This window comes from Paramagnetospirillum magneticum AMB-1 (genome assembly GCF_000009985.1).
In the GTDB taxonomy this organism is placed as follows: Bacteria; Pseudomonadota; Alphaproteobacteria; order Rhodospirillales; family Magnetospirillaceae; genus Phaeospirillum; species Phaeospirillum magneticum.
This window is the reverse complement of sequence record NC_007626.1, coordinates 4,295,365-4,312,787: the sequence shown is the minus strand read 5'-3', so window position 1 is coordinate 4,312,787 and position 17,423 is coordinate 4,295,365. Positions and strand designations below refer to the sequence as shown.

Here is a 17,423-nt window from a genome sequence, read left to right as displayed (position 1 = left end):
AGAGGCCGGCCCGCCATCTGTCAATGTTGCGGGCCGGTTTCAGGTCCTTTAAAGGCCGGTTTTTAGGCGGCGGCACGAAGGGCCTGGGCCATTTCCTCCAGCAGGGTCAAAACCTCGTGCGAGGCTTGGTTGAGCAGATCGACCTCGGCCATGGCGGCCAGGGTCTCGCCCCGGGCGTGGAGTTCCAAGGCCCGCTTGCCGTGGGCGTGGACACGCTGATGGGGATCGAGCAGGCGGCCATAGGCGCCCAGGCCGGTCAGGCGGTCGTCCTTCAGGGTGTCGTACCACTTGCCCAGGCGGCAGGTGTGGTGATCGGCCAGCCTGTCCGGAGTCAGGTCGTTGCGGCCCATGATGCGGTCGATGATGGAGCGCTTGAAGCGGATATGGTCATTCTTGGCCACCTGCAGCAGGGTCTCCGAGGTGCCCAGCTTGGCGAAATCCTCAGCCCGGCGGTCGAGAACCGAGGCGGCCTCGGTCATGGCGCCCAGGACCTGGGCGATTTCCTCCAGATTGTGCTCGGACAGCGAGGCGATCTCGCCGGTGGCCGAGGAGACCTCAGTGGCGGCGGCGTTCTGCTGGCTGAGGATGCCGGCGATGTCGTGCATGCGCCGCGTCACGCCATCGATGCGCCCGGCGATGGCCTCCAGGCCGCCGGTGACCTGGCCCACGGCGGCCATGCCGTCATTGGCGGCGCCCCGCGAGCGTTCCATGGAGGCGCGGGCGCCGTTCATGTCGCTGACCAGGCCTTCGATGCGGGCACGGATGTCCACGGTGGCCTTGGCGGTCTGGTTGGCCAGGGTCTTGACCTCGCCCGCCACCACGGCAAAGCCCTTGCCCGCCTCGCCCGCCCGCGCCGCCTCGATGGTGGCGTTCAGCGCCAGCAGGTTGGTCTGGCCGGCGATGGCCTCGATCTGGTCGATGATGGCGGCGATCTGGTCGGAGGCGTTGGACAGGGCCTCGATCTTGCCGCCCACGTCGGACACCGCTTCCAGCAACCCGTCCATGGCCCGGCGGGCGGCGGCGGTGGCCGAGACGCCCTCCTTGGCGGCGGCCTCGGCGTCCGAGGCCTCCCCCGCAGCGATTTCCGAGGACTGGGCGATGGTGCCCACCGACGCCACAAGTTGCTCGATGGCGCTGGCGATGGACTGGCTTTGCTCGGAGGCGCGGCGCACCGACCCCGACATGCGGGCCAGCACCACGCCGGCCTCGTTGCTCTGCATGGCGGCTTCGACGATGCCCTCCAACTGGAGTTGCATGCCGTCCTTCAGGGATTTCTGCCCCTTCTCCAGCTCGACGAGGTTGCGCTGCTGCGCCACTTCCAGTTCGGCGGTGCGCTCCACCTCCTTTTGCACCACTTCGACGGCGCGGGCCATGTGGCCGATCTCGTCGTTGCGGTCGAGGCCGTGGATGTCCACGGCGAAGTCCCGCTTGGCGATGCGGTCCATGGCGGCGCTCATGGCCAGGACCGGCCGGGTGATGGTCCGGCTGAGCAGCACGCTCAGGACGATCGACACCAGGATGGCGCCAAGAATCAGTCCGGCCATGGTCCGCCGGGCCTCGGCCAGCTGGGCGGCGTAGTGGCTGGCGTCCATGGCGATCTCGGCTACGCCCAGCGGCTTGCCGCTGTAATCCTTCACCGCCCGGCCCAGTACGGCGGTGCGGCCGCCCTTGCCGTCCTCCACCGCCTTGATGATGTCGCGGCCGCCCAGGGCGGCGGCGATCTCGGCGGGCTCCAGCGCCGACTGGGCGATGGTGCCGGCGAAGACCTTGAACTGGTCCTTGGCCTTGACATGCAGGGCCACATCGACGCCGAACGACTTCTTGAATTCCGTGAAGAAAGGCGGGCCGAAGGAGAGGCCGAACTCCACCGACCCGATGTGCCGGCCCTCGTCGAACAGCGGCATCAGGCCGCGGACGCCCAGTCCGGCCACGCCATATTCCAGGCCATGGGTCGGTTTTTGGGTGGCATTGGTTTCCACCACGGTCTGGCGAATGGCCGAAAGGTCGTCGCCGAACTTGGCCGGAGAGTGGGCGCGCAGGAACGAGGTGGCGGGCGGAGTGTGGAACTGGAACTGCTCGATGCCGAAGGGCTGCGCCATGGCCTTGAACACCGGCACCATCTGCGCCGCCAGCGCGTCGCGGCTTCCCGTGGCCACCAGATGGGGAATTCCCGGCAGATTGGCCACCAGGGCGGCCATGGCTTGCGCCTGATCGGCCGAGCCGCCGATGGCGTCCGACAATTGCTCGAAGCGCCCCATCAGCTCCCGTTGTTCCGCCTGCTCGATCAGCGTGACCGCGTGGTTGTTGCTGAACCATCCCATGGTCGCGGCGGTGCCCACCGACATGGCGACCAATGCGGCGCCGAAGCGCGCGGCGATGCCAAAACCCATCGATCCTGTTCCTTCCCCTGAAAGACGTCAGTCACCTCGACCGGCCCTGGAGGCAACGGGCAGCGCCCGAGAGCCGCCCGACCCCCTCAGGTTCGCCGCGCGTGTGCACGCCGAAAGTGATTTATTGGCGGCAGGTATCCCCAAGAACGAGCCGCTACATCATTTAATATGGATGTACTCATATTAGCAATGAGTGTTTGGTTCGGGTCGAATGGAGTCCACAGGGGCTTGGGGCGCACGCCGGGGTGCGCTATAAGGTCGGCACCGCCTCGAACGGGTGCGGACTTCCCCCAAGGCCCCTTGGCGGAACTGGTAGACGCAAGCGACTTAAAATCGCTCGCCTTCGGGCGTGCCGGTTCGATTCCGGCAGGGGCCACCACTGGTTGGGACGAGGCGCGGCAATCAGGATTCTGCGTCCGCCTCCCTTCGGACGGCCTTTAGTCTGCCGCGCGGCCCTTCGGGAACGCCTTCGCCGAGGTCGTTGCCGAAACTGACGAAGTCGGGGGCGCCGTGTTCCTCCACGCATCCGACCGCAGCCTCGACGGAGCGGGCGACCCACCAGTGGTGATCGTCCCCGGGGGGGGGGGGGCTCGTCGACGAGGAGCAGGCGGTATCTCATCGCCGGTTCATGGCTTGTCCAAGGTGTTCGCGGCGTCTGGACCGGCTTGCAGATTTTTGATTTTCAGCCGGCTCTCCTCGATGTTCTGTTTCATCGTCAGGATCGACGATTCCAGGGCGTCCGCCTTGGCGGCCATTTGATTGCGATAGTCGACGGCCTCGGCTTCGCTCTTGAAGTCGCGTCCGTCGACGATGAACTTGATGCCGCCAAGGAGGCCGGTCTTCTGGGTTACGGGCTGGCCGACCTTGCGTCGCAGATCGGCGGCGTCTCGTTCCAGGTCGCGCATTTCTTCGATGGATGTCTCGATGTCGGCGCTTAATTTTTTTGCCTCGAGGTTGCGGCGCTCGATGTCCTTCTGGCGTTTCTTTTCGGCGGTGCGGCGGTCGAACTCTTCCTGCGAGACGTCTTCGACCTTCTGAAGCAGCGCGGCGAAGCCCACCACTTGCGAAACGCCCCATCCCTGGCCCACCCCCCAGCCGCCGGCCGAGGCATTTCCCGGCCAAAGAACGAACTCGCCCTGCCCGAATTCGTATGAGTGCGCCTCGGTGAGGGGAAGCACGGACATGATCTGAAACTGGTTGTCGTTGCAGTATTCCTGGAGCTTGATCAGGGAGGACCGGAGCGCGTCATAGTCCGGGCTCCATGTGTTCTCCTCCCATATGCCTGTCTTCCAGCTTTTGCTGTCACTGCTTCTGGTCTTCACTTGATCGCCGAATCGCTGATACATCCAGCTTGTCTCAATCCAAACGGGCACTGCGCTCTCCTCTCAAGACTTAGGATGTCGGCCCTGGGCACCGGTGGTGCCAGCATTCCTCCAGGTAGTATCCAGGCCGTCGTCGCCAAACTATGACGGAACCTTTGATCGCGGTCAGCCCTATTTCCAGACTGTTTCGGGGAGGTGGTCGCCTCAGGGTATTGCTTTGGTTTGCTGCGGGTTTCCCCCGTATGGTCTGGCAATAAGTAAAGTGTATGTTAGGTCTTTCGATCTGGTTCATGCGGTGGGGGCCGAACATGCTGTCGAATTGGACCGTCTCTCTGAAGATGTGGCTGGTGGTGGGGATGATGAGCCTGCTGGCCGTGGTGATCGGCGGCGTGGGCATCACCGGCATGGAGGCCCTGGACGAACAGTCCGGCGAGATCGAGAAGGCGGCGGCCCGCGCCATCATCGGCGAGCGCACCAACGCCCTGATCCTTTCCATCGTCATGGATTCGCGCGGCATCTACATGGCGCAATCGCCGGCCGAGGTGGAAAAATTCGCCACCCCCCTGCTGGAGACCATCGGGCGGTTCGAGCGCAATATCGCCGAATGGGGCGCCATGGTGCCGCCGTCGCAGCAGGCCGACTATGCCAAGCTGAAGGAAAGCGCCGCCCAGTTCGCCGGATTCCGCAAGGAGCTGGTCCGCATCGGACGAGCCGAGGGCGGTCCCGCCGGCCGTGAATTCGGCGACAACGACGTCAACCGCAAGTCCCGGCAGGAGCTCAACAAGCTGACCCAGGCGTTCGCCGACATCAACAACAAGGACATTGCCGAGACCGCGGCCAACATGGACCGGGTGCGCAGCGCCAAGCTGCGCCTCAGCATCCTGATCACCGTGGCCGGCATCGGGCTGATCGGCGCCATGGCCTCCCTGATCGGCAAGCGCACCATCGCCGCGCCCATCGATGCCATGGCGGCGGCCATGGACAAGCTGCGGCAGCGCGATTACGGCGTACATATTCCCGGGGTGGGGCTGACCAACGAAATCGGCCGGATGGCCTCGTCCCTGGCGGTGTTCCGCGACGCCATGGTGGAGACCGAGCGCCTGACCGCCGAGCATGAGGCTGAATTGACCGAGCGGGTGGAGCGCGGCCGGGCCATGGATTCCCTGGCGCGGGATTTCGACCGCACGGTTTCGGGCGTCCTTGAGGTGGTGTCGGGGGCGGCGACCGAGTTGCACGCCACCGCCCAGGGCATGCAGACCATCGCCGAGCAGACGCAGGACAAGGCCACGGCCGTGGCGGCGGCGGCCGAGGAGGCCTCCAGCAGCGTCGAGACGGTGGCTACCGCCGCCGAGGAGCTGTCCGCCTCCATCGCCGAGATCGCCCGTCAGGTGGCCCAGTCCAGCACCGCCGCCCAGCAGGCCTCGGACGAGGCCCGCCAGACCAACACCATCGTCCAGGGATTGGCGGCCAGCTCCACCCGCATCGGCGACGTGGTCAGCCTGATCAACGACATCGCCGCCCAGACCAATCTGCTGGCGCTGAACGCCACCATCGAGGCGGCCCGGGCGGGCGAGGCGGGCAAGGGCTTCGCCGTGGTGGCGGGCGAGGTAAAGGCCCTGGCCAACCAGACCGGCAAGGCCACCGAGGAGATCTCGACCCAGGTCGGTGCCGTGCAGACCGCCACCCGGGAGGCGGTGGCCGCCATCGGCAGCATCGTTGGACGGATCGAGGAGATCAACCACATCGCCACCGCCATTTCGGCGGCGGTGGAAGAGCAATCCGCCGCCACCGCCGAAATCGCCCGCAACGTGGATCAGGCCTCCCAGGGCACGAGGCAGGTCTCGGCCAATGTGGGGGGCGTGTCGGCCACCGCCGCCGAGACTGACGCCGCGGCGGTGCAGGTGCTGTCGGCGGCTCAGTCGTTGTCGCGCGAGGCCACCGAGCTTAAGGACGTCGTCGACCGCTTCCTGGAAGGGGTCCGCACCGTTCAAGGCTGACGAGCGGCGGAGCCCGGCCGGGGATGCGGTCCCGCCGGGCTTCATTTCTTGCCGGCTTCGGCAATTATAAGATGATGTTGTCTGTAAGTAATATTGCAAGCACTGTATTTCGGTGAAAAAATCCCGAAAAGGATGTGCATGCAATGTCAATTGCTCTTAAATACACGGTTCAGGCGGGTGACTCGTATTGGCAGATCTCCGCCAACATCAATGCGTGTGCCGGCGTCAGCGCCAGCCAGATCGAAACGGCCAATCCCGGGATTTCCGCGTCGGGGCTGCTGGTCGGGCAGACCATCAATATTCCCACCCCGTCCACCGGTGCGGTGGCGTTGCGCTACGTGGTCCAGCCGGGTGATTCCTACTGGCAGATCGCGACCAATATCAACGCCTGCGCCGGCGTGACCGCGCAAGATATCGAAGGCGCCAATCCCGGCGTGCCCGCCGCCAGCCTGCAGGTCGGCATGGTGATCAGCATTCCCGCCGCCGCCCAGCCGCAGCCCGAGCCGGTTCCGGCGCCCAATATCGGCTATTGGCGCCGGACCTGGGGGGCGTGCGTGCCTCCGTCGGGTGCCACCCTGGGACTGGCCTTCAGCGGCTGGGCCGATCCGGCCTCGGCGCTTGCCGACAGCGCGGCGGCCCTGAGCGGGCTGGAGGGCGTCAAATACATCACCCTGGGGGGCGGCAACGACAATGGGCGGTTCACCGCCCAGGATCTGGACAAGATCAACGCGGCCATCACCGGCGGGCAATTCGCCGCCTATGGCGGCATCGCCTACGACATCGAGAATGGCGACAGCGGGCTGGCCTCGGCGTTCCAGGGGGCCTTCGCCCTGGCCAAGGCCAACGGCTTTCTGGTTCTGGTCACGGTCAGCCACACCGCCCCCTACGGCATCGGCGATGCCGACACCCTGATGGCGGCGTTCTTCCAGGACGCCAATATCGACTTCCTGTCGCCGCAGCTCTACACCAACGGCGACGAGACCGCCAACGACTACCAGATCACCTCGGGAACCACGGTGACCTGGGCGCAATACGCCAAGGCCCGGGCCGCGGTCATTCCCAGCATCGTCACCGCCAGCCTGTATCCCGATGCCCAGCAGGTCCTGGCCAACCATGGGGTGACCACCCAGGGCTACGTGGTGTGGAACTGCTGAAGTACCCTAAGGCCTCGCCGCCAGTTCCAGCCAGGCGGCGAGGTCGTCGGTGATGTGGTGGACATGCGACAGGTCGCCCGCATCCTGACCCAGCACCTCGGTATCGGGGTGGCCGTCCTCCTTGACCCACAGGGTGGTCATGCCGATATCGGCGGCGGGCCGCAGGTTGCGGTGAATATCCTCGACCATCAGGGCGGCATGAGGGTCGACCCCATGGCGGTCGATCATCAGCCGGTAGCATTCCGGCTGCGGCTTGGGGATGAAGCGGGCGGCCCTGATGTCGAAGATGCCTTCGAAATGCCGGGCCAGCCCCAGGCGGGCCAGCACGTTCTCGGCGTGGCGCTCCGAGCCGTTGGTGAAGATCAGCTTGCGCCCGGACAGGGCGGCCAGCGCCGCGTCCAGCCGGGGGGCGGCGTCCAGCACCGTGCAGTCGATGTCGTGGACGAAGCTGAGAAAGGCCTCGGGCTCGATCTTGTGGACCAGCATCAGGCCGCGCAACGTGGTGCCGAATTCCTTGTAATAGCGTTTCTGCAGGGCATAGGCATCGTCCAGGGACAGATGCAGGCGGTCGGCGATGAAGCGGCGCATGCGCACGTCGATCTGGGGGAACAGGCTGGACGACGCCGGATACAGCGTGTTGTCCAGGTCGAAGACCCAGGTCTCGATACGCGACAGGTCGGGAAAATCCTTGTCCATGGCCACAAGAGGTAGCGCGCCCCGGCCTCCGTGGCAAGCACCCCCCTTTAGGGGATCGTTAAGCGCCTATGCCTATGGTAGGAACTAAGGACGACAGGATGGGCCGGATCCGCACTCAATGAGCACATCAGGGGAAAAATCCAGGGCGAAGTCCCCGCAAGGAGGGCGGCCCATGCTGGTCTTGGGGGCCGAGGGGTTGAACGCCTTTCCCGGCCCCGCATTGCTGCTCGACCATGATGGTTCCATCCTGGCCGCCAATCACCGGGCCGAGCCGCTGGTCCAGGCGGTGGCGCAGGACCGGCTCGGCTGCCTTTCGGCCCTGCTGGCCCAGCCCGGTGCCACCTCGGTGGAGAGTCTGCCGCTGGTCAGCGGCGGCACCCTGATTCTCGATCTGGTGTCCATTCCCACCGAAGGCGGCCAGACCGTGCTGTTCGGCCGCGACGTGACCCTGGAGCGCAACCTGCGGGCCGCCCTGGTGGAATCGCGCCAGCGCTACAAGGACCTGGTGGAGATTTCCAGCGATTTCGCCTGGGAGACCGGCGCCGACGGCCATTTCGTCTTCGTCAGCCCCAAGGGCGCCCTGGGTTTCGCCGCCGACGAACTGGTGGGGCGCCGTCCCGCCGACTTCGTGCTGCAGGAGGAAAGCACCCACGGCCCCGGCCCCTTCGACGCGGTGTCGCCGGTGGAGGACATCGAGGTATGGATGCGCCAGTCCGACGGCAATCCGCTCTGCCTTCTGGCCTCGTCCACGCCCATCCGGGGCGATGGCGGCGAGTGGCGCGGCGCCCGCGGGGTCTGCCGCGACGTGACCCAGGAGCGGCTGCGCGACGCGGCGCTGTCGCGCGCCAACAACCGCGAACGCCTGCTCAGCTACATCGTGCGCACCATCCGCGACGAGGTGGACCCGGCCGACATGCTGAAGGCGGCGGCCGAGGCCACCGCCCGGGCGCTGGGCGCCACCGGCTGCCAGATCTTCCGCATCCAGTCCGACGATTCCGATTTCGCGCCATCGGCCGAATACGGCACCTTCGGCGATGCCCGTCCGGTGCTCGACACCTTCGAGGCCAGCGACCATTACGACGCCGACCTGGGCGACTGGCGGGTGCTGGCCAGCGTCTGCCGCTATCGCCACTCCATCAACGGCGCCGTGCTGCTGTGGCGGGAGATGAGCCGCGCCGCCTGGAGCGACGACGACCGCCTGCTCATCGACGACGTGGCCAACCAGGTGGGTCTGGCTTCCGAGCAGATCACCAACCACGAGCGCATGGTCAAGCTGTCGCGCACCGACGGCCTGACCGGGCTGTTCAACCGCCGCGCCTTCTTCGAGGAGATCGCCCGGCGCTTCCACCGCCTGAAGCGCGAGGGCAAGCCGGCGGCCCTGATCTATGTGGATCTCGACAACTTCAAGGCGGTCAACGACGTCCACGGCCACCAGACCGGCGACGAGGCCCTGCTGGCGGTGCGCGACCTGCTGTTGCAGCACACGCGGCCCATCGATCTGGTGGCGCGCCTGGGCGGCGACGAATTCGCCATCTGGCTGGAAGCCGCCGAGGAGCACATCGCCGTCAAGCGCTGCCAGGACGTGCTGGAGGCGGCCAAGGATCTGGATCGCTTCTCCGGCTCGCCGGAAAAGCCATTGGGATGTTCCCTCGGCGTGGCGGTGCATGGCGGCAGCTACAACGAGGCGCTGGAAGACCTGATCGCCCGCGCCGACAAGGCCATGTACGAGGTCAAGCGCAGCGGCAAGGGTGCTTGGCGCATCGCGCCGGCCGCCGAGGACGGAGGCGCCGCGTGACCGGCTTTCTCAAGCGCTTGTTCGGCGCCGGGCGCAAGGGACCGCTGGACTACGAGCAGGCCAAGGAACTGGCCGCCCATCCCGATTCCAAGGTGCGCGCCGAACTGGCGGCCCGCGATGACGTCAAGGCCGAGATCCTCTACTTCCTGGCCGAGGACGCGGATGTGGAGGTGCGCCGCCAGGTGGCCGCCAATCCCCACGCCCCCGCCCAGGCCAATCTGCGCCTCGCCGCCGATCAGAGCGACGCGGTGCGCGGCGATCTGGCCGCCAAGATTGCCCGGGTGGCCCCCGGCCTGTCCGCCCACGAGCAGGACCGCCTGCGCCGCATGACCTTCGAATCCCTGGAGATGCTGGCCCGCGACCAGATTCCCAAGGTGCGCCAGATTCTGTCCGAGGCGCTGCAGGACGTGGCCCATGCCCCGCCCGACGTGATTCGCCGCCTGGCCCGCGATGCCGAACTGGTGGTGGCCGGGCCGGTGCTGCAATTCTCGCCGGTGCTGACCGACGAGGATCTGCTGGAGATCATCGGTGCCGGTCCCATTCCCGGTGCCCTGGCCTGCATCTCGCGGCGCTCGGTGGTCAACGTCAAGGTGGCCGACGCCATTGCCGCCACCGACGACGTGGACGCCATCGCCGTGCTGCTGGGCAATCCTTCCGCCCAGATCCGGGAAGAGACCCTGGACCGTCTGGCTGACCGCGCCGCCGATATCGAGGCCTGGCACCGTCCCATGATCGAGCGGCCGCAGCTTTCCGCCCGGACGGCGCAGAAACTGGCCCGCTTCGTCGCGGCCAGCCTGCTCCAGACCCTGTCCGAGCGCCGCGACCTGGATGCCGACGCCATCGCCGCCGTGGCCGCGGTGGTGTCGCGCCGCATCGGCGAGATCGAGGACGATGCCGGCGGCGCCAAGGGCGAGGCCAAGCGCGACGCCGACGAGGCCGCCGCCCTCCAGCGGGCCCGCGCCCTGCACGCCGCTGGGCAGTTGACCGAGACCGCCATGGATACCGCCCTGTCGTCGGGGGATTACGCCTTCGTGTCGGCGGGTTTGGCGGTGCTGTCGGGGCTGCCGCCCAAGGCGGTGCGCAAGGTGGTCTACACCAAGAGCGCCAAGGGCATGGTGGCGGTCACCTGGAAAGCCGGCCTGTCCGCCGGCTTCGGCGCCCAGCTTCAGAGCAAGCTGCTGCGCCTGTCGCCCTCCAAGATCCTGGCCCCCACGCGGGGCGACCACCCCCTGTCCGCCGCCGAGATGGAATGGCAGCTGGAGTTCTTCGGGGCGGGGGACTAACCCTTCGGTACGCCCGAGGTGGTCGAGTGCTCGAAATGCAGGGCCTCGCCGGGATGGACCACGTCGTGGGCCGAATGGGCGACTCGGGCGGCCTCGGCGAAGCCCGACAGAATCAGCTTCAGCTTGCCGGGATAGGTGCAGATGTCGCCCGCCGCGTAGATGCCGGGCGCATCGGTGGCGCCGGTGGCCGGGTCGACGGCGATCAGGTTGCGGTCCATGCCCAGATTCCACTGGGCGATGGGGCCGAGATCGCTGGACAGGCCGTAGAACGGCAGCAGCACATCGGCCGGCAGGCTCTTGGTTTCGCCCTCCAGGGTGGCGACCACCACCGCCGACAGCGTGCCGTTCTCGCCCTCCAGGCCGTGCAACTGGTAGGGCACCACCAGCTCCACCGCGCCGGTTTCGGCCAGTTGCTTGAGACGCGCCTCGGATTCGGGGGCGGCGCGGAACTTCGGCCGCCGATGGACCACCATGACCTTGGCCGCCACCTCGGACAGCGAGATGGCCCAGTCCACCGCCGAATCGCCGCCGCCGGCGATCACCACCTTCTTGCCGCGGAAATCCTCGCGCTTGCGCACCAGGTAGAACACGCCGGTGCCCTCGAACTGCTCCAGCCCATCCAGGGGCGGGCGGTTGGGGCCGAAGGCGCCGCCGCCGGCGCAGATGATCACGGCGCGGGCCGCGATGCTGTCGCCGTTGGACAGGCCGCACAGCCACCGCCCGTCGTCCAGGCGAGAAAGCGTGCTGACCTGGGTGCCGAAATGATAGGTGGGGGCGAAGGGCGCCGCCTGCTCGGACAGGCGCTCCACCAGATCGGCCGCCAGGATGGAGGGATGGCCGGGAATATCGTAGATGGGCTTTTCCGGGTACAGCGCGGAGAGCTGGCCGCCGACGGCTTCCAGGGCGTCGACCACGTGGCAGCGCACCTTGACCATGCCGCACTGGAATACCGCGAACAGCCCCACCGGGCCGGCGCCGACGATTACCGCATCGGTTTCGTGCTGGGCCATGGGAATCTCCTTACCAGATGAATTTCGGAAGCGCGGCGACCGGCGTCTCGCCGTGGTGGCGGGCCAGCTCGGCCAGGCGGGCCGGGTCGGCGGTCTCGCCCCATTTGATGCCCAGCTCGTCGGCGTGGATGCCGCCGGTGACCAGCACCGCGTCGATGCCTCCGGCCCGGGCGCCCCTGACGTCGGTGTGCAGGGCGTCGCCCACGGCGCAGACCCGCGTCCGGTCGGCGATGCCCAGGGCGGCCAGCGCCACCTCGTAGATGGCTGGGTCGGGCTTGCCCCGCTGCACCACCTGTCCGCCCATGTCGGCGTAACGGTCGGCGATGGCGCCGGCGCAGGTGATGCGCTTGCCCTGGCGGATGACCACGTGGTCGGGATTGGCGCAGACCATGGGCAGCCGCCGCGCCAGGGCGCGGTCCAGCACCGCCTGGTAATCGGCGACGGTTTCCGTCACCTCCACCGGGCCGGTATTGAGGACGAAATCGGCACTTTCAAGGTCGACCGACCGGTAAGGCAAGGATTCATAGACGTTGCGGTCGCGCTCCGGCCCCAGGTGGTAGAGTTTGCTCCCTAGGGCGGCGAAGATGGGATCGCTGCGGCGCTCCAGGTCCAGATGCACCGCCTCGCCCGAGGACAGTACCTCGTCATAGAGGTCGCGTCCGATGCCCAGCCGGGTCAGCTGCTCGATCAGGGCGGTAGCCCTTCGCGGAGCATTCGACAGCATGATGGTGCGCTTGCCCGCCGCCCGCAGGGCGGTCAGGGTCTCGGCCACGCCGGGATAGGCGACGACGCCGTCGTGGATGACGCCCCACAGGTCGAGCACGAAGCCGTCATAGCGGCCGGCGACGGCCGACAGGCCGGAAATCAGCGGAATCACAATCCCTGGCCCCGATGGTCAGCACCCACCGCCTCGGCGATGGATTTGAAGCCGTCGCGGGCCAGCAGGTCGACCATCTCGTGCTTGATGCGGGTGATCAGGGCGGGGCCTTCGTAGACCATGGCGGAATAGACCTGGACCAGCGAGGCGCCGGCCCGGATCTTGGCATAGGCCTCGGACCCCGAGGCGATGCCGCCGACGCCGATGATGGGCAGCTTGCCCCGGGTCAGCTCGTAGACCCGGCGCAGCATGGCGGTGGAGGATTCGAACAGCGGCGCGCCCGACAGGCCGCCGGTCTGGCCCGCATTGGCCGAGCGGAGCGATTCGGGCCGCGCCACGGTGGTGTTGGAGACGATCAATCCGTCCAAGGCCCCCTCCAGCGCCACGGCGGCGATGTCGGACAGGTCCTCCCAGGCCAGATCGGGGGCGATCTTCAGCAGCAGCGGCGGCGCCCCGGACGGCATGGCCGCAGTCAGGGCGGCCCGGGTGCGGCCCACCAGGGATTCCAGCTGGTCGCGGCCCTGCAGGGCGCGCAGGCCGGGGGTGTTGGGCGACGAGACGTTGATCACCAGATAGTCGGACAGCGGCGCCAGCCGGGCGGCGCCCTTCTCGTAATCGGCGGCGGCGTCCTCGGTATCCTTGTTCTTGCCGAGATTGGCGCCGACGATGCCGGTGCGCGGCCGCGCCGCCAGACGGGCGGCCACCGCCTCCAGGCCCTGGTTGTTGAAGCCCATGCGGTTGATCACCGCCCGGTCCTCGGGCAGGCGGAACATGCGGGGCTTGGGATTGCCCGGCTGCGGCCGGGGCGTCACCGAGCCGATCTCCACGAAGCCGAAGCCCTGGGCCAGCATGGCGTCGGGCACCTCGGCATTCTTGTCGAACCCGGCGGCCAGCCCCACCGGATTGGCGAAGTCGCGGCCCCACAGCCGGACCTTCAGCGCCTCGGGGTTGAAGGTCGGTTGCCGCGGCACCAGACCGGCCTTCAATAGGCCGATGGTCAAGCCATGGGCGATCTCGGCGTCGAGCAGGCGGACCAGCGGTCCGGCGAGGCGGAAGTAGTTCAAGGTCAGTCCTCGATGGAAGGGCGAGCCTGGACGCCGTCCGCGTCCAGGGAGGCTGGGAAGACGTGGGCGCCGTCGGGGCCCAGGGGGAGGTCGGCCACCCACTTTACCGCCGAGAGCGGCAGGGGGCCGTATAGATGGGGAAACAACTGGCCGCCGCGCGACGCTTCCCACTTCAGGGCGGCGCCCAGCGGCTGCGGCGCCACGGCAACGATCACCAGCCCGTCCTGTCCGGCACGATGCTTGGCGACGCTGGCCTTCACCTGGGCCGGGCCGGAGAAATGGATAAAGCCGTCGGCCTCGTCCTGGGACGAACCGCTATATACCCCTGTCGTCTGGGCATATTGCCACTCGGTCCGACGGCATACATGATAGATGGTCATGGGCGTGCTCATGGCGGCGGACCATACTGGAAGTCAGGCGTGAAGGCTAGGGACCGTCGCGGTCCAATGCTTTCCGACTTGCGGCAAAAGTCGTGGTGCGTTGCGTTTTTTTTCGTGGCGGTGGCGCCTTATTCTTGCGACCATGTCGCAGATGGGTGGTGGCGCTTTAGATGCCGGGAGATGCATGGTGGGGACGAGATGAAGATTCTTATCGCCGATGACCATGAACTGTTTCGTGACGGGCTCCGCCATGTCCTGGATCAGTTCGAAGGGCCGCCCACGATCATCGAGGCCTGTGACTTTCCTCAGGCCATCGCCGCTGTCCAGAGCGAGAAGGACATCGACATCGTTCTGCTCGACCTGACCATGCCTGGCATGGCGTGGACCGAGGGGCTGGCCAAGCTGAAGGAATTGCTGCCGTCGACGGTGCCGCTGATCGTGCTGTCGGCCTCCGACGACCGCCGCCATGTGCTGCAGGCGGTCAATATGGGAGCCGCTGGCTTCATCCCCAAGACCTCGTCCTCGCGGGTCATGCTGTCGGCCCTGAAGCTGGTGCTGTCGGGTGGCGTCTACCTGCCGCCGGCCCTGCTGGAGCAGGGTGGTCCGGGCGGCGATGACGGGGCGCCGGTGGCCGGCGAATCGGCCATCGCCTCGCTGACGCCGCGTCAGCGCGAAGTGCTGGCCCTGCTGGGCCAGGGCAAGTCCAACAAGGAAATCGCTCGCGTGCTGGAACTGGCCGAGGGAACGGTCAAGCTGCACGTGACCGCCATCTTGAAGGCGCTCAACGTCAACAACCGGACCCGTGCGGTGGTTGCCGCCTCCCATCTGGGGCTGACCGCCCCCGATGCCGCACTCTGACGGCGAGCCCGTCTGGCACCGGCTTGGTGCGGACGCGGTTCGCGCCCGTCTCGGATGCGGAACCGAGGGGCTGGCCGAGGCCGAGATCCTGGCCCGCCGCGGGCGATGCGGGCTGAACCGCCTTCCAGAAAAACCGCCCAGGCCGGCCTGGGCGGTTTTTCTTGATCAATTCCGCAATCTGCTGACCCTGATGCTGCTGGCCGCCGGCGTGCTGGCCGGGCTGGTGGGCGACACCTCCGACATGGTGGTGGTGCTGGCGGTGACCCTGTTCAACGCCTTTCTTGGTTACGCCCAGGAGCGCCGGGCCGGACGCATGCTGGGCGCGCTCAAGGCCATGCTGGCCCAGAAGGCGCGGGTGCGGCGCGCCGCGGGCGAGGCGGTCATCGCCGCCGAGGGTCTGGTGCCCGGCGACCTGGTGCTGCTCAAGGCCGGCGACCGGGTGCCCGCCGACGGACGGCTGGTGGACGGTCAGGACGTGGAGGCCGACGAGGCGGCGCTGACCGGCGAGTCCGAGCCGGTGGCCAAGATCACCGGCGCGCTTGACCGCGACGACACGCCCCTGGCCGAGCGCGTCAACATGCTGTTCATGAACTCGGTGATCACCCGGGGCCGGGCCGAGATGGCGGTGACCGGCACGGGACGCCTGTCGGAAATGGGCAAGGTCGCCGCCCTGCTCGACGCCGCCGAGGACGGGCCGACCCCGTTGCAGCAGCGGCTCGACCAGTTGGGCCGGCGGCTGGCGCTGATCGCCGCAATCGTGGTGGGTTTCGTCCTGGTCCAGGGCCTGCTGGCGGGCGAGCCCCTGGGCCGAATGGTTCTGACCGCCGTCGCCCTGGCGGTGGCCGCCATTCCCGAAGGCCTGCCCGCCGTGGTCACCGTCACCCTGGCGCTGGGCATGGTGCGCATGGCGGCCAAGGGCGCGGTGGTCCGGCGGCTGGCGGCAGTGGAAACCCTGGGCTCCACCAGTGTCATCTGTTCCGACAAGACCGGCACCCTGACCCTGGGGCGGATGACCGCCCTGGAGGGCTGGGCGCTGGGGCGAAGCCACGGCTTTGCCGGTGATGACCGACCGGTCGGTCTGGAATGGGGGCTGGCTCCGGCGGGGCTGTGCACCGAGGCCCGGTTCAACGCCGCCACCGGCGAGCCGGTGGGCGATCCCACCGAGGTGGCCCTGCTGCGGCTGGCCGAGCGGGCGGGAGCCTTGCCGCCCCCCGGACGCTGGCGACGGCTGGCGGAGGTGCCGTTCAGCTCGGCGTCCAAGCTGATGGCTACCCTGGACGGCGATGGCGAGACCTGCCGTCTGTCGGTCAAGGGGGCGCCCGACCGGGTGCTGGAACTGTGCGACACTGTGCTGACCGAAGACGGAGCCCGGCCCCTGGACGCCGAGCAGCGCCGGGTCCTGGCCGCCGAGATGGAGCGGATGGGCGGGCGGGCATTGCGGGTCATCGCCCTGGCGTCGCGCCCGGCCCAACCGGACGAGGACCTTGGCGCCGGCCTGGGCGGGCTGGTCCTGCATGCCCTGGTCGGGCTGGCCGATCCGCCGCGCCCCGGCGCCGCCGATGCCATCGCCACCTGCCGCGCCGCCGGAATCATGGTGAAGATGATCACCGGCGACCACCGGGTGACGGCGGCGGCGGTGGCCCGCCAACTGGGCCTGGATGGCGAGGCGGTCGACGGCGGCGAGCTGGATGGCCTGAGCGATGTCGAACTGGCCCGGCGGGTGGAGGCCATCGCGGTCTTCGCCCGGGTCACGCCCGAGCACAAGGTGCGTATCGTGCGGGCGCTGAAGGCCTGCGGCCATGTCACCGCCATGACCGGCGACGGAGTCAACGACGCGGCGGCCTTGCGCACCGCCCATATCGGGGTGGCCATGGGGCGGACCGGCTCGGACGTGACGCGGGAGGCCGCCGCCATGGTCCTGACCGGCGACGATTTCTCCACCGTGGTCGGCGCGGTGCGCGAAGGCCGCATCATCACCGACAACATCGTCAAGTTCGTGCGCTTCCAGTTGTCCACCAACATGGGCGCCCTGCTGGCGGTGCTGCTGGCCCCGCTTTGCGGCCTGCCGGTGCCGTTCAGTCCCATCCAGATCCTGTGGGTCAACATCATCATGGATGGGCCGCCCGCCATGGCCCTGGCCTTCGATCCCGCCCGGCGCGGATTGATGGATCAGCCGCCCCGGCCGCAGAACGCTTCGATTCTGCCGCTGTCCCGCCTGCTTCGCCTGTTCAGCTTCGGCGTGGCGATGGCGCTGGGGACCCTGGGAGTGCTGTGGTGGGAGGGCGGCGGCGGGGACATGGTCCGGGCCCGCACCATGGCCTTCACCACCTTCGTGCTGTTCCAGGTGTTCAACGTGTTCAATGCCCGAGTGGGGGCGGAAAGCGCCTTCGGCCGCGCCGCCCTGGCCAATGCCAAGCTGTGGGGCGCCCTGGCCGGCATCGTGGCGCTGCAGGTGGTGGCGGTCCACTGGGCGCCGGCCCAGGCCCTGTTCCACACCACGGATCTCGATCCGGCGGAGTGGGGAATCGCCGCGGCCCTGGGGGCCTCGGTGCTGGTGCTGGAGGAGTTGCGGAAGCTGGTCCGGCGGCTGTCGTGAC

At 68.1% G+C, this 17,423-nt stretch carries 13 protein-coding genes and 1 tRNA gene; 7 read left to right on the top strand and 7 right to left on the bottom strand.

All coding sequences use genetic code 11. The annotated features are described in order from the left end of the window. Positions 1–62 precede the first annotated feature (62 nt). Positions 63–2,390, bottom strand: a complete 2,328-nt coding sequence (locus AMB_RS19735) for a methyl-accepting chemotaxis protein (protein ID WP_011386253.1) — start codon at positions 2,388–2,390, stop codon at positions 63–65. Between the two features lie 294 nt (positions 2,391–2,684). Between AMB_RS19735 and AMB_RS19730 the strand changes: the two genes are divergently transcribed. Then, positions 2,685–2,769 (top strand) — tRNA-Leu (locus AMB_RS19730). A 247-nt stretch (positions 2,770–3,016) separates the two neighbouring features. On the opposite strand, the gene AMB_RS19725 is transcribed toward AMB_RS19730, so the two are convergent. Further along, positions 3,017–3,763, bottom strand: a complete 747-nt coding sequence (locus AMB_RS19725; protein ID WP_011386252.1) for a hypothetical protein — start codon at positions 3,761–3,763, stop codon at positions 3,017–3,019. A gap of 257 nt (positions 3,764–4,020) precedes the next feature. Here AMB_RS19725 and AMB_RS19720 point away from each other — a divergent pair, with 257 nt between their 5' ends. Together AMB_RS19720 and AMB_RS19715 are read left to right on the top strand one after the other, a co-directional pair. Continuing rightward, positions 4,021–5,709, top strand: coding sequence for a methyl-accepting chemotaxis protein (locus tag AMB_RS19720; protein ID WP_043745336.1), 1,689 nt, complete (start codon positions 4,021–4,023; stop codon positions 5,707–5,709). Positions 5,710–5,852: 143 nt separating this feature from the next. After that, the gene (locus AMB_RS19715) at positions 5,853–6,863 is read left to right on the top strand and encodes a LysM peptidoglycan-binding domain-containing protein (protein ID WP_011386250.1); all 1,011 of its coding nucleotides are present in this window, start codon (positions 5,853–5,855) and stop codon (positions 6,861–6,863) included. A 6-nt stretch (positions 6,864–6,869) separates the two neighbouring features. On the opposite strand, the gene AMB_RS19710 is transcribed toward AMB_RS19715, so the two are convergent. After that, positions 6,870–7,559, bottom strand: coding sequence for a pyrimidine 5'-nucleotidase (locus AMB_RS19710; protein WP_043745333.1), 690 nt, complete (start codon positions 7,557–7,559; stop codon positions 6,870–6,872). 172 nt (positions 7,560–7,731) lie between these two features. Between AMB_RS19710 and AMB_RS19705 the strand changes: the two genes are divergently transcribed. Together AMB_RS19705 and AMB_RS19700 are read left to right on the top strand one after the other, a co-directional pair. Beyond that, complete coding sequence (locus AMB_RS19705) at positions 7,732–9,354, top strand: sensor domain-containing diguanylate cyclase (RefSeq protein WP_231848903.1); 1,623 nt, start codon at positions 7,732–7,734, stop codon at positions 9,352–9,354. Next, positions 9,351–10,637, top strand: coding sequence for a DUF2336 domain-containing protein (locus tag AMB_RS19700; RefSeq protein WP_011386247.1), 1,287 nt, complete (start codon positions 9,351–9,353; stop codon positions 10,635–10,637). The genes AMB_RS19705 and AMB_RS19700 overlap by 4 nt, the downstream gene beginning before the upstream one ends. On the opposite strand, the gene AMB_RS19695 is transcribed toward AMB_RS19700, so the two are convergent. Genes AMB_RS19695 through AMB_RS19680 form a run of 4 tightly spaced genes read right to left on the bottom strand, consistent with a single transcriptional unit; the run spans position 10,634 to position 13,968 of the window. Next, complete coding sequence (locus tag AMB_RS19695) at positions 10,634–11,647, bottom strand: NAD(P)/FAD-dependent oxidoreductase (RefSeq protein ID WP_011386246.1); 1,014 nt, start codon at positions 11,645–11,647, stop codon at positions 10,634–10,636. The two genes, AMB_RS19700 and AMB_RS19695, sit on opposite strands and share 4 nt — an antisense overlap. A 10-nt stretch (positions 11,648–11,657) precedes the next feature. Next, a complete protein-coding gene (locus tag AMB_RS19690) occupies positions 11,658–12,524 on the bottom strand; it encodes a TIGR01459 family HAD-type hydrolase (RefSeq protein ID WP_011386245.1) in 867 nt (288 codons plus the stop codon). Continuing rightward, a complete protein-coding gene (locus AMB_RS19685; RefSeq protein WP_043745330.1) occupies positions 12,521–13,588 on the bottom strand; it encodes a quinone-dependent dihydroorotate dehydrogenase in 1,068 nt (355 codons plus the stop codon). Before AMB_RS19685 ends, AMB_RS19690 begins: the two co-directional genes overlap by 4 nt. Before the next feature lie 2 nt (positions 13,589–13,590). Beyond that, the gene (locus AMB_RS19680; RefSeq protein ID WP_231848902.1) at positions 13,591–13,968 is read right to left on the bottom strand and encodes a DUF952 domain-containing protein; all 378 of its coding nucleotides are present in this window, start codon (positions 13,966–13,968) and stop codon (positions 13,591–13,593) included. Between the two features lie 198 nt (positions 13,969–14,166). Between AMB_RS19680 and AMB_RS19675 the strand changes: the two genes are divergently transcribed. After that, positions 14,167–14,826 carry a response regulator gene (locus tag AMB_RS19675; protein ID WP_043745324.1) on the top strand — a complete coding sequence of 220 codons (660 nt, stop codon included), beginning with the start codon at positions 14,167–14,169 and terminating at the stop codon, positions 14,824–14,826. Continuing rightward, positions 14,813–17,422: a cation-translocating P-type ATPase gene (locus tag AMB_RS19670; protein WP_011386242.1), complete on the top strand. Its 2,610-nt coding sequence runs from the start codon at positions 14,813–14,815 to the stop codon at positions 17,420–17,422. The genes AMB_RS19675 and AMB_RS19670 overlap by 14 nt, the downstream gene beginning before the upstream one ends. Position 17,423: the final 1 nt, after the last annotated feature.